This is a genomic window from Methanolobus vulcani (genome assembly GCF_900100715.1).
Lineage (GTDB): Archaea > Halobacteriota > Methanosarcinia > Methanosarcinales > Methanosarcinaceae > Methanolobus > Methanolobus vulcani.
Window position 1 is genome coordinate 134,464 of record NZ_FNCA01000006.1, and the last position, 12,585, is coordinate 147,048.

Sequence of the window (12,585 nt, forward strand, 5' to 3'; positions counted from 1 at the left end):
TATGGAAGAAAATGAGATTATTAGCGGACTTACAGATGCCGTTGTTACAGGAAAGAAAGATCAGGCAGTCGAATTAGCACAGAAGGCACTGGACCAGGGTATTGATCCATACATTGCAGTTATCGATGGTCTTGCAAAGGGTATGGAAATAATGAGTGAAAAGTACGAGAAAAAGCAGGCATTTATGCCACATCTACTCATGGCCTCAAACGCAATGTACGGAGGTATGGATCTACTCGTACCACACATCAAGGCCGAAGGAGATGGTGCAAGGAAGGTTCTTGTAATCGGTAGTGTGGAAGGAGATGTCCACGATATTGGAAAGAACCTTGTTAAAACAATGATGAGTGCCGTAGGCTTTGAAGCAATTGACCTTGGAAAAGATGTACCTGTTGAACAATTTGCAGAGGCTGCTGCTGAACACAAGGCAGATGTCGTATCAATGAGCACACTCATGACCTCAACAATGGACAACATGCAGAGGGTCATGGACAGTCTCCAGAGCAAGGGTATCAGAAACAACCTCAAGGTGATTATTGGCGGTGCACCAATAACTTCAGACTTTGCTGAAGAGATCGGAGCAGATGCTACAAAGACTGATGCCATGGAAGCTGCAAGGTGGGCACAGGAAGCAGCTGCAACGCTTGCACCTGAAAGATGGGCTTAAAGATTAAATGACTGCAAAAAGCCAAAGCGCACGACTGTTCGAAATATACGGGAACAATACCACCGACCAGGTTCAAAATCCAGATGGTCCGCACCAAGTAACCTACCATCTACCCGTGGCTGTTAAAAATAAATCTATCAGATGACTCGCCTGACAGTCAGAATACGAACAGAATATCGGCTTTTGCAGGTTATGAAGGGGTTCACAGCATACATAGGAGGATATAAGATATGTCTGTGATCCCCAATATTTCATTTAAAAACACTAACAACAAGCATTATTTATATCATAATAATTCCCTTTCACAATTATAGTTAATTACAGGAGATCATTACAATGGATGAGTATACACCTAAAGAGAGACTGGCCCGTGCATTAAGAGGAGAAACAGTTGACAGGATGCCAGCTATATCCGTTACACAAACAGGAACTGTAGAGCAAATGGAAGCCTGTGGTTCATTCTGGCCTGAAGCTAACGAGGATTCAGAAAAAATGGCTGCTCTTGCAGAAGCTGGTCACAAGGTAATTGGATTTGAGGCTGTGCGTGTTCCTTTCGATATCACGGCAGAAGCTGAGTTCTTTGGCTGTGACATCAAGGCAGGTACAAAGGAGCAGCAACCATCTGTTGTAGGACATATTGTAAGATCAATAGATGATATTGACAAGCTCAAAGATTATGATATCAGCAAAGGACGTATTGGTGTTGTCTGTGAAGCTATCAGGATACTTTCAGAGAAATATGGTGATGAACTGCCAATAATGGGCAGCATGCTTGGTCCTTTTTCACTGGCGCAGCATATGAATGGTGATGACTGGTTCATGGCGATCATGACCGATGAGGAATTTGGTCATGCACTTATGGAACTCACAACAGAGTTCAACATCGCTTATGCAAAAAAGATGGTAGAGAACGGAGCAGACACAATGGTTATCATTGACCCAACTGCAAGTGCTATGCTTATCGGTGACGAATTCTACCAGAAATTTGTGGTGCCTGCTCACAAGAAGATCGCTGATGCAATGCGTGAATTGAATGTTGCAACCGTACTGCACATCTGTGGTGATACCACACCAAGCCTTCCATTAATGGAATCTTCAGGAGTGGATGCCATCAGTGTTGACCAGAATGTGGATGCTGCGACAGCTTGTGGAATGGTTGATAATGCAGTGATCATAGGAAATCTTGACCCCGTAAGTGCCCTGTGGAAAAAGACACCTGAAGAGATCCGGAAAATCTCAAAAGATGTGCTGGATGCAGGCGTTGGTCTGCTTGCACCCGGATGTGGTATTGTGAGTAAGACACCGAACGCAAACCTTCAGGCAATGGTCGAGGCGGCAAAGAACCACAAATATTAAGATCAAAGATAATTTCTCCGGCTCCCGTCTTTCATGTTCGTCTGACCTTCCATCCGGAGAAATTATTCCTTTGTTACGGTGAAACCTGGGTATGAAGAAAATAGATTGGGTTTTATCCGTTAACCTACCTCCAAAACTTCCCTTGCCAGTGTTTATTCGCTGGCACCTTTTATTTTTCCGGGAATGTTCCCCATACAAAACAATACAAAAATCTGCATCAAATGTAAAAATAGTGATGAAAATGATATCCCAATTAAGTGCATTTATTAGCAAGCGGAGTCATCAGGATACTCTTTCATTGAATGAAATGAGACTTACACTGAAAAATAGACTGAATGAAAAAAGCAGTGTTCTTCTCAGCACCCCACATTATTTCTTCATTTTCATGCTTTCTGTGATATTCGGAGTTCTCGTTTACTACACAAATACTGTTGACGAGATAGTACCAACGATAGTGCTCTCAGTCCTGTGGGTACTTTTCTGGAAGAACAGTGACAGTCAGGGAAGGATATTCCTTATCATTGCATCCGTATTCGGATACATACATGAGATTCTTGGTGTCAGATACGGATATTTCACTTACCTGGGAGGATTCATAGGCGGCTCCCCTATCTGGCTGATACCGGGTTATGGAACCATATTCTGGTCATCCCACAACCTGTGGAAGATATTTGAGAATAAATATTCAGACAGGAAATGGTTCGGTTTTAGTGGAGTTTTTGTTGTCCTTAGTTTTGCTGTGCTGGCAACTGCTGATTATATTTTGTTCGATCTCTCTGAGAATATGATAGGAATACTGGTTAAATTTGTTCTTGCATTCATGCTTTTCAACACGATACAAGGTATGAGGCTTGCATATTTTGTGGCATTCTTCACAGTGCTCACGGAATTTACAGGTGAGATGCTAGGCACATGGTATCATCCAGATTTTTCATTGATCTCTCTGATGGCAGGATATGTGTTCATGCTGTGGCTGTGTCTTGCACTGAACAGTTTTTCAAAAGGAACGTATCTTAAGAACCGAAGAAGAACAGAATCCGTTGCCGCAGTTGTTCTGACTGCATTTTACGTATTATCATTGTCAGGAATAGTATCTGTATAAAATGTATAAAAAAATAAATCAAACGAAGTGATATGATCGATGGAACGGGATATTCAAACGATATTCAAATCACAGAAGGAAAATTCATCCAAAGTTGCACAAATGAGTGTAAAGGACAGAATGGAACGTGTGATGCGCATCGATAATTACCTCAAGAGCGATAAGAATCTATCAAGTTTATATGAAGCACTTTACAATGATCTGCGAAAGCCAGAGGTTGAGGTCATAGCAACGGAAGTGGGCGTTGTTCAGACCCAGATCAGCCACCTAAAAAAGAATCTGCATAAATGGGACCGGGACCATAGAGTTCCCACTCCGCTGCCATTGCTTGGTACCCGGTCATACATTCGCTATGAACCCAGGGGAGTGGTTCTCATTCTATCACCCTGGAACTTCCCTCTGAACCTCTCCCTTGTACCTCTGGTCTATGCAATCGCTGCAGGCAACACTGTCATACTAAAACCAAGTGAGATATCATCCCACACATCTGCCTATCTAAAAAAGATGATAAGCGAGCTTTTCAGATTGGACGAGGTGGCTGTTGTCGAAGGTGATGCCTCGGTTGCAACCAGACTACTGGAGATGCCATTCGATCATATATTTTTCACAGGTAGTCCCCGTGTCGGAAAGATTGTCATGGGAAAAGCCGCTGAGCACCTTAGCAGTGTGACCCTGGAACTTGGGGGCAAATCACCTGCTATCATTGATGAAACTGCAAATATTCCGCAGATAGCAAGACGACTGGCATGGGCTAAATCGGTCAACTGCGGCCAGACATGTGTGACCCCGGACTATGTTATAATTCATGAATCGAAAAAAAGAGAGTTCATTGAGGAATTCAGGTCAGCTATCATAGAACTGTATAACAGGTCTGGCAGTGGTACTGAAAAATCACCGGACTATTGCAGGATCATTAGCAGGTATCATTTTAGAAGGCTTCATTCACTTTATCAGGATGCAGTTGGTAAGGGTGCAAAACTGCTGATAGGAGGGAATTTTGAGGAGGAGGACTTTTTCATTTCCCCAACATTGCTTGAGAATATTTCAGAAGATATGCACATCATGCATGAGGAAATATTCGGCCCTCTGCTTCCTGTTATCTCTTATAATGACAGGTCGGATGTCCGGGAGATTATCGGCAGACATCCAAATCCGCTGATGCTCTACATTGCCAGCCGGGAAAAGAAGAATATACGATATTTTATGGACGGAAATCCGGCAGGTGGCACAGTGATCAATGACTACATGCTCGGTTATAGTAATCCCAATCTTCCTTTTGGAGGGGTTAGCAATAGTGGTATCGGTAAGTCACTTGGTTTCCATTGTTTTATGGAATTCTCTAACAAGCGAAGTGTTATACATCGCAAGTGGGGGTCATTGGACATGATCTATCCTCCCTATAATGATCGTGTGCTGTGGATGGTAAAAACCCTGTACAGGTGGATGTGATCATGATGCAGGCAAACGATATGATGGATTCTAATATTGGTGATCGCAGAAAGACTGTTCTGATTACTGGTGGAGCAGGTGGTATTGGTAAGGAACTTGCAAAGCTGTTTGCCCGGGATGGTTATGATCTGCTGCTTGTGGACAGGGCGATTGAAGAGCTAAAGCAGGCAAAAGATACGTTGCAGGTCATAAACCTGAATATGCGTGTATGGATGTTGGCACAGGATCTTACAGAACCTGATGCAGTCAGGAAAGTATCCGAATTTACACGTAAGCATTGTTTGCATATTGATGTGCTGGTGAACTGTGCAGGTTTTGGAAGCTACGGTTTTGTCAATGAGGTTGACGAAGAAAAAGAACTGGATATGCTTCAATTGCATATTATCACGCTCTATAAACTGACACGTTTCTACCTGAAGGAAATGGTGAAGCGTAATGAAGGAAGGATCATAAATATTTCATCGATATCGGCTTTCCAGCCGAGTCCTTTTTTTGCTACTTATGGAGCCAGCAAAGGTTTTGTGCTTAACTTTAGCAGGGCATTGAATTATGAACTGAAGGAGAAGGGACTGAATGTGAAGGTGCTGGCTGTGTGTCCCACTGCTGTGAAAGATACGGGATTTAAGAGAGCAGCCAAGATGGAACACACAAAAGCGTTCAGTTCATGGATGTCCGTGAATGCTGATGTTGTAGCACGTGACACGTACAATGCGCTTGGATCAGACAGGGATGTGGTCATACCAGGCAGAGGTTTAGGTTTGCTGCATCGTGTAGTCAGCTTTCTGCCGGTTAAGTGGTTGATGAGGATATCACGCTGCGAACTGAAGGAAAGCAGTGGTATCCGCTTAAAAGAGACGTTCATCTGTTCCCACGACAAGGGAACTGATCAATGATGTGTTCGAGGTGATTTAAATGGAGATTGGATATAAAGAAAATACAAAGAATGATGTTTGTGGAATGAGGGATGATCATAGTTCTTTGATCCCGGTTTTAAGTACAGGTACCAGGAACTCCTGCAAGACAGATTGTCTTGTCTGTGGTACTGAGGTAGATTATCTGAGCGAACCGGTGAATGCAACATGTCATTACTGCGGAGTTGAGGAGAAGACATACTTCGTGTGCAAGGATGGACATTATGTCTGCAACAGATGCCATTCCAGGGATGCCCTTGCTGTGATCGAGAACATATGCACTACAACGAAACTTGCTGACCCGCTTGCAATTGCAGAAATCATTATGGAACACCCCGGCATCCATATGCATGGACCGGAACACCATTCTCTTATCCCTGCGGCCCTTGTTGCTGCTTACCAGAACTACGTTGGCAATACGGATAAGAAACAAATTATTGAAGCTATCAACCGTGGAAGCATGATTCCCGGTGGTTTTTGTGGCATTCACGGAGCATGTGGTGCAGGAGTAGGAGTAGGTATTGCAATGTGTATATTGCTGGAAGCCACCCCCCTCACACCAGAGGAAAGAGCACATGCCAATTGGGCTACTGCCTGTACCCTGAAATGCATAGCTGATGCCGGAGGACCCCGATGCTGTAAAAAGTCAACCCGTATCTCACTGGAAGAGGGAATGAAGTACCTGTCCGATATGTTCGACCTCAGCTGGCATGAAAAAGCAGATTTCAACATTAAGTGCGAATATACGCAGTACAACAAGGAATGTGACAAAAATTGCAGGTACAGGAGCGATTCCTGATTTCTTTTCTCTAGAAATCTTAGTTAATCTTTATGATTTTGTTTTTTAGAAATTTCGAAAATATAATGGTAGTTTTGTGGTTCTAATTTACCATGTAGCAAAGGCGGTTTGGGTAATAGGTAACGCCAAAAAACAGAAATTCATAAAAAAGCAAATATGCCTCTCTGATTATTTATGAATATAGATATGGTTAATTTTTAAGTAACAATATAACTTACTATAATTTATTTATTAGATTTATATGATCTTAATAAAAATTATATGACACAAAATGCCATTCTTTTTATAATATCAATATGCATTGTAGGGTAACAGTTGCCCAATATAGAATCACAGGTAACAAGATTATAGAAAAATTCCCTGCTGAAATTCAAATGGATAAATGTCGTTTGCTTTAAACTGATAAAGAGTTTGAATGAACTTCTTCATAATTAAAAGGTGCTACATGAATATTGAAATGCTTATAACTCTCATAAATAATGCCGCTTTATTAATTTTATTAGGCGTTTTTTACGATGTTCTTTTATCGAATAATAAAATCAATAAACATCTAAGAGGTACAGTTCTAGGATTTGTTGTTGGTCTTGTAGGCATCGCCTTGATGCTCAATCCATGGGAAGTTTTTCCTGGTTTATTCTATGATTCACGTTCTATTCTATTAAGCGTGGTATCTCTTTTCTTCGGATTTATCCCTGCAGTTATTGGGGCGATTATTATGATCGTATATCGTCTATATGTAGGTGGTATCGGTTCATTGTTAAATATAATTGCCATGATAGCTTTTATTGCAATTGGATTAAGCTGGAGAAAATATCATGAGAAATTGAAAAAAAATTAGGTATCTTTGACTTATACGTTTTTGGTCTTATAGTACATATACCATTACTCGTTTTGCTAATGCTACTCCCTTGGTCACTTGCATCTGAAATTCTAAATCATGTAGCTTTACCAATAATGCTGGTATTTCCACTTGGAACTTTTTTACTTGGAAGTCTTCTAAAGAACCAGCTTTCAGGGAAAGAAACTCAGGATGCTTTGAAAGAGAATGAGACAATGCTTCGGAACTTTATTGATAATGTTCCCGTTGGAATGTTCCGTATGAGTTCCGAAAGAAAGATCATTCAGACAAATCCAGAAATGGCTCATATCTTAGGCCTGAATACCCCCGAGCAGGCCATCAGTTACTTCCGGGATATGGGTGAACAAATTTATGTCAATCCCAAAGATCCCGTAGAAATCGCGACCACTCTTCAAAAGCAAGGATATATTAAGGATTTTGAATGTGAGGTTTTACGTGCTGAAGGTAGGCATATTTGGGTCTTGATCAATGCAAGAACTAGCGGGGACTTAAAAGCAGATTCGTTCATAATAGATGGTTTTATCCATGATATCACCAAGAGCAAACTTGCAGAATTAGAACTGGAAAAAAGTAGAGAACAGTTCATGTTGGCGGTGAATGGTTCACAGGACGGCATATGGGACTGGAATATACGTGATAACAGCCTGTACCTATCCACCCAATGTAAAGAGATGTTCGAGTATGATGGTCACATACCCACTGATGTATTTTCACTAATAGAAGAAAAAATTCACCCCGATGATAAACTCAGGGTAAGGGGTGATCTGGAAAAATATCTGAACGGAGAGATCCCGGGGTTCAACATTGAGTTCCGTGTCATTGACAGGAATGGGAATAACGTATGGATACAGGTGAGAGGTGCAGCCTTAAGAAGTGAAAATGGCACCGCATATAGGATGGCAGGTTCTATCACAGATATTACTGAACGTAAAAATGCAGAAATTAAAATTGCCGAAGGAACTGTAAGAAGACGTATCCTTATCGAGCAATCCAGTGACGGAATCGTTGTCCTCGACAAGGATGGATACGTTTTCGAGGCAAATCTGAAGTTTGCCGAGATGCTTGGTTACTCGCCGGAAGAGGTTCTTTCTTTGCATCAATGTGACTGGGATGCAAAGTTCACACCTGATGAATTAAATGATATGCGTAGTCGGATTGATGAGAAAGGTGACCATTTTGAGACTACACATCATCGCAAGGATGGCACTCTCTTTGATGTTGAAATCAGTTCAAATGCAGCCATGTTCGGAGAACAGAAACTAATTTTTTGTGTATGCAGAGATATCACAGAACGCAAACAGGCAGAGAAAGAGCTGCTGAGAGCTAAACTGGAAGCTGAATCTGCCAACAGGGCAAAATCGCAATTTATTGCAACTATGAGCCACGAGTTACGCACTCCTCTTACATCAGTAATTGGTTTTTCAGATATTCTAAGTACTAATGCCAGTGACAAGCTAACTGAAAAAGAGCAGGTGTATATTGATAATATAAATAACAGTGGCAAACATCTTTTGGATATTATAAACGATATCCTCGATTTGTCACTAGTAGATTCAGGAAAAATCGAACTTGAATGTGAAAAAGTCTTTGTTAAAGAGGTTTTTGACGAGATACTTACAATTAAGACCCTAAAAGCATCAAAGAAAAATATAGATATTAGAATTAATAACAAAATCCCATTTGAATCAATCTTCGCTGATAAAGTGAAGTTCAAGCAGATCATGTTCAATCTTCTCAGCAACGCTATAAAATTTTCACATGAAAACAGCGTGATTTCAGTCATTGCAGACAAGAAAGACACAACTATAGAGGTCTCAGTCTCAGATACAGGAATTGGAATCCCTAAAGACCGGTTGAAGTATATATTCGATCCGTTTACACAAGTTGATTCGTCTGATACGAGAAAATATGGTGGGACGGGGTTGGGACTTGCAATAGTAAAACAGTTAGTTGAACTTCATAAGGGAACCATATGGGTTGAAAGTGAAGAAGGAAAAGGGAGTACTTTCACCTTTACCCTTCCCATTAGAGAATTTAATGAATAGATTTCCTAATTTTTTCGAAATTAGAGTTACAACATCCTTCCCACATCTCCAACCTTCCCCTAACATGAGCATTCATAGTAAAAGGCTTATAAGCTTCAGCATTCTTTTTCATGTAGTGCAACTTTCCTTTTGAGAATCCCATCTTCTTCCAGTCTGAATAAGAGATGCTTAGAATCTTTTGTCTTATATCATCTGAGTCGTCTCTCCACTGAGTAAGCAGGTTTGCTGAAATCCATACTCGAAATGATGGACATACCACAACTCAGAACAACTCTTCCACACATTCCTTAAAATCACGGTAGACGCGGGTTTCTGCTATGTTCTGCGGACCCGTGGTGAAAGCTTCCAGCATTGAGCGGTAGTACCATTCCTGTTCTTTTTTTGGTGCGTTGAACCTGTTCCAGAGGCCTTCTCCTTCCATTTTTAGTTCGCTGATGAGGTCCCTGATATTTGCAAGCTTGTCAGCACATGAGAGAAGTTTGATCTCCCACTCAGCATTCTTTATTTCTCTTATGGTGTGTTCCTTCCGCTGCTTCCAGGTCTGCGCCTTGTCACCGGTGGCAGGCTGCCTGAGTTCTTCTGGTTCGGTAACAGCGTTCACGTAATCAGCAACTTGTTGACCATATTTCTTTGATATTGTTTCAATATCAACATCGGTATCTTCAACAACGTCATGGAGCAATCCTGCCATAACAAGTTCAAGAGGCGCATTCTCTTTGAGAAGTGTGGACGCTACATCCATTGGATGCGATATATATAGAGTACCAGACTTCCTCATATCGTTATTGTGTGCACCAACGGCAAATGCAAACGCATCAGCAAGTTCTGTCAGGTCTGCTTCCTTGCGTACCTCATACTTTTCCTGAAGGTCATTCAACTGTATCCTGTAGTTTGCCATCCTCACATGTTCGTAAACGGTTAAATTACCATCTATCTCTGTTACAATCATCCTGTAAGCATCGCTGGCCCAGATCTTTCTGAAGGGTTCCTCGGACAGGAAATCCAGATAGCTGAACAGTTCGGGTGTCTCTATGGGTTCAGGAGCATCTATCGTATAGATGGTGATGCCGTTCCCTTTTTTCTCAGTACTGCTGCAATACTGGCTGATAAGCTCGCGTATTTTCATGATGATAACTCCCTGATAGGTGTAAATAATCTTAATACCGACTTTGCAGGTCTTTATCCATACGCTTTAAAGTTAATGGTATCCCAACCCTGCAATTAAAAAGATAGACGATAGTAATGAATGAGCACTCAGAATACAGAACAAACAGTTTATACTCTCACAACTAACGTCTGAAATCGTGTCAAATGATCAAGTGGGTTCGTGGATTCAATTCTTCTCATCTCTGAATTCAATATTGTAGTGACTGCCGTCACAGAATGGTTTATTTTTGGAGGCTCCACATCTGCAAAGAGAATAATGGTCCAGGGTCTCGGGTACTGAGCCGTCGGGATCGTTAAGTTCTATCCCTGTAACATTGTAAGGTCCGTCTTTCTGTATGGAGATTTCCGGTTCTTCCGAATAATCCTTATGCAATTCCCCGTTGATAGTATAACTCAATGCACCGGAAGGACATGACCTGATAAGAGTTGCTATCTCTTCCGGATCAGCATCATCCGGTTTTGCCCAGGGATCCCTGCCCCTTTCAAAAACCGCAGGCAGATTGTGAACACAGTAACCGACATGGCAACAAACACCTCTGTTACGATGGATGCTGATATTTTTCCCCACGTAAGTTTCCATTTTGTCTGGAACACGGTCTTCTTCTTTTTCCCCGGAAAAACCGATCTTTGCATGTGTCCCGTCACAGAAAGGCATATTATCCGACCCTCCACACCTGCAAAGTGTCATTACGGGTTTTGTCTCAATTAAAACACCCTTCGAATTCCTGAGCGTTTTAACGTCTTTCGCAATGTACGGACCATTTTTTAATACCTTTATCGAAGGTCTAACCTCTTTATCCACTGATACACCTCTGTTAAGTGAAATCTGATGCACACAGATTTCAAATTTTTGCAGGGGAGATTTATTGTGAGGAGATTGGAGATAAAATGTCAATAGGAATTTTTCTTTTGAGCGAATCAAATCTCTCGCATAGTGAGTTTGGGATATAAGTAACAAGAAAAAACGGAACTTTAATTATAATTTTACTAGGTTTTAACTAAATCCTATTTTTAATGTTCAATTTAATACTAGAGTTTGATTTTGTAGTTTATACATTTAGAAAATAAAAATGATGGAGTATGAACCTTTTTCTCTGAAGATTCTACATTTTATTCAGAGTCACTTTCACCCGTTTCTATCAACATTAATAAAATTAATAATTGATGCATACATATGCTTATAGAGTTACTATAGTGTGAGGTAATGATATGGATTATAAAATATCAATTGTTTATGTGGCCTTTGTTTCAATGTGTCTTTTGGTATCTGGATGTTCGGGCCCGGAAATAACAACCGAAATTACAGCAAATCATGCTTTGAGCTACAAGTATGCAAACCTTACATTGACTTTAGCGCCTGAAACGGTACATGTAAGTGAACTTTCAAACTTGCAGCTCAGTTTAAAAAATGAAGGTGAATACCCAATTAATGTTGATAGATTCCGACACCAATGCAATTATAAAATTATGTATGCTGATGGATGGGACGTTGAATATGAGTCTATGCCGATGTGTCTACCGATAAGGGACGATTCACTTATTGAGATCATGCCTGGGGAATCATACACGGTAAACGTAGATGATGCAGGACATTGGCAAGGACAGTTAAGAAAAGGCAATCAATCAATAGCTGTTGTGTATTATCCTTCAGATAGTAGCTATACCACTCATAAATTCTGGACGGGAAAGTTGAGGTCAAACAACATAAGTTATATTTCTGAGGGTGTAAAAAACGAATCACAGGAAACCATAGAAGGTAACGTGATATTTAATGGTACGATTCAGGTGGGAGACGGATATCTGGTAAATGATCTTATATTTAATGTTAACTATGTCTCTGTGGGAACAAAATATGCAACCATTGCAGTATATCAGGGTGAAGAGAGAATTGAGGAAATCAAGATATATGAAGGCGAAACACATATAGTTTATTCTGAAAACAACCCTCGTATTGCATTGAAATTAATTGATACATTCGAGGGAGGAAGTAGCTCAGGGAATTTTTCAATAACTGTTGAAAATAGCAATCTTCCGGTGCATGACGGCGGCATAATTGACGGCGGATTTTATGCAATGTATCTAAATGATTAACTAAAAAAGGTTGCAACTTAATTTTTTGCTACAACCGTCCATCGTAAGATTGATTTGAACGCCTTTGGAGTGCTCGGCCTTCAGGTCAATCTTATCTTTTCTGCTCAACATCCCTCACATCTCCAACCTTTCACTGACA

Annotated in this window: 11 protein-coding genes and 1 pseudogene; 10 read left to right on the forward strand and 2 right to left on the reverse strand. The window is 40.9% G+C overall.

The features are described from left to right. The first annotated feature begins 1 nt into the window (after position 1). The 9 genes and pseudogenes from BLP52_RS09865 to BLP52_RS09900 all read left to right on the forward strand — a co-directional run bounded on the left by BLP52_RS09865 (position 2) and on the right by BLP52_RS09900 (position 9,188). Complete coding sequence (locus BLP52_RS09865) at positions 2 to 667, forward strand: corrinoid protein (RefSeq protein WP_091710307.1); 666 nt, start codon at positions 2 to 4, stop codon at positions 665 to 667. Positions 668 to 1,003: 336 nt separating this feature from the next. Then, positions 1,004 to 2,023, forward strand: a complete 1,020-nt coding sequence (mtbA, locus tag BLP52_RS09870) for a methylcobamide:CoM methyltransferase MtbA (RefSeq protein ID WP_091710308.1) — start codon at positions 1,004 to 1,006, stop codon at positions 2,021 to 2,023. Between the two features lie 241 nt (positions 2,024 to 2,264). Further along, complete coding sequence (locus BLP52_RS09875) at positions 2,265 to 3,125, forward strand: hypothetical protein (RefSeq protein ID WP_238380787.1); 861 nt, start codon at positions 2,265 to 2,267, stop codon at positions 3,123 to 3,125. A gap of 39 nt (positions 3,126 to 3,164) precedes the next feature. Then, the gene (locus BLP52_RS09880; RefSeq protein WP_091710309.1) at positions 3,165 to 4,574 is read left to right on the forward strand and encodes an aldehyde dehydrogenase family protein; all 1,410 of its coding nucleotides are present in this window, start codon (positions 3,165 to 3,167) and stop codon (positions 4,572 to 4,574) included. Positions 4,575 to 4,576: 2 nt separating this feature from the next. Further along, on the forward strand, positions 4,577 to 5,467 hold the full coding sequence (locus tag BLP52_RS09885) for an SDR family NAD(P)-dependent oxidoreductase (RefSeq protein ID WP_238380788.1): 891 nt from the start codon (positions 4,577 to 4,579) through the stop codon (positions 5,465 to 5,467). A 19-nt stretch (positions 5,468 to 5,486) separates the two neighbouring features. Further along, complete coding sequence (locus BLP52_RS09890) at positions 5,487 to 6,284, forward strand: DUF5714 domain-containing protein (RefSeq protein WP_238380789.1); 798 nt, start codon at positions 5,487 to 5,489, stop codon at positions 6,282 to 6,284. Between the two features lie 445 nt (positions 6,285 to 6,729). Continuing rightward, entirely contained in the window at positions 6,730 to 7,122 is a 393-nt protein-coding gene (locus BLP52_RS09895) for a LytS/YhcK type 5TM receptor domain-containing protein (protein WP_162272970.1), read from the forward strand. A 53-nt stretch (positions 7,123 to 7,175) separates the two neighbouring features. Next, positions 7,176 to 7,229, forward strand: a pseudogene (locus BLP52_RS14835) (hypothetical protein); the annotation flags it as partial. 9 nt (positions 7,230 to 7,238) lie between these two features. Beyond that, complete coding sequence (locus BLP52_RS09900) at positions 7,239 to 9,188, forward strand: PAS domain S-box protein (RefSeq protein WP_162272971.1); 1,950 nt, start codon at positions 7,239 to 7,241, stop codon at positions 9,186 to 9,188. A gap of 262 nt (positions 9,189 to 9,450) precedes the next feature. Here the strand turns inward: BLP52_RS09900 and BLP52_RS09910 are convergent, their stop codons facing one another. Further along, positions 9,451 to 10,314, reverse strand: a complete 864-nt coding sequence (locus BLP52_RS09910; protein ID WP_091710312.1) for an HD domain-containing protein — start codon at positions 10,312 to 10,314, stop codon at positions 9,451 to 9,453. A gap of 207 nt (positions 10,315 to 10,521) precedes the next feature. Beyond that, entirely contained in the window at positions 10,522 to 11,157 is a 636-nt protein-coding gene (locus tag BLP52_RS09915; protein WP_091710313.1) for a CDGSH iron-sulfur domain-containing protein, read from the reverse strand. A gap of 407 nt (positions 11,158 to 11,564) precedes the next feature. On the opposite strand from BLP52_RS09915, the gene BLP52_RS09920 reads away from it, so the two are divergent. Beyond that, on the forward strand, positions 11,565 to 12,446 hold the full coding sequence (locus tag BLP52_RS09920) for a hypothetical protein (RefSeq protein ID WP_091710314.1): 882 nt from the start codon (positions 11,565 to 11,567) through the stop codon (positions 12,444 to 12,446). Positions 12,447 to 12,585: the final 139 nt, after the last annotated feature.

What these genes read in the sequence shown, in the direction of transcription:
- BLP52_RS09910 (WP_091710312.1), bottom strand. Translation starts at nt 10,314, where the DNA reads ATGAAAATACGCGAGCTTATCAGCCAGTATTGCAGCAGTACTGAGAAA.
- BLP52_RS09865 (WP_091710307.1), top strand. Translation starts at nt 2, where the DNA reads ATGGAAGAAAATGAGATTATTAGCGGACTTACAGATGCCGTTGTTACA.
- BLP52_RS09875 (WP_238380787.1), top strand. Translation starts at nt 2,265, where the DNA reads ATGATATCCCAATTAAGTGCATTTATTAGCAAGCGGAGTCATCAGGAT.
- BLP52_RS09890 (WP_238380789.1), top strand. Translation starts at nt 5,487, where the DNA reads ATGGAGATTGGATATAAAGAAAATACAAAGAATGATGTTTGTGGAATG.
- BLP52_RS09900 (WP_162272971.1), top strand. Translation starts at nt 7,239, where the DNA reads ATGCTGGTATTTCCACTTGGAACTTTTTTACTTGGAAGTCTTCTAAAG.
- BLP52_RS09880 (WP_091710309.1), top strand. Translation starts at nt 3,165, where the DNA reads ATGGAACGGGATATTCAAACGATATTCAAATCACAGAAGGAAAATTCA.
- BLP52_RS09920 (WP_091710314.1), top strand. Translation starts at nt 11,565, where the DNA reads ATGGATTATAAAATATCAATTGTTTATGTGGCCTTTGTTTCAATGTGT.
- mtbA (WP_091710308.1), top strand. Translation starts at nt 1,004, where the DNA reads ATGGATGAGTATACACCTAAAGAGAGACTGGCCCGTGCATTAAGAGGA.
- BLP52_RS09895 (WP_162272970.1), top strand. Translation starts at nt 6,730, where the DNA reads ATGAATATTGAAATGCTTATAACTCTCATAAATAATGCCGCTTTATTA.
- BLP52_RS09885 (WP_238380788.1), top strand. Translation starts at nt 4,577, where the DNA reads ATGATGCAGGCAAACGATATGATGGATTCTAATATTGGTGATCGCAGA.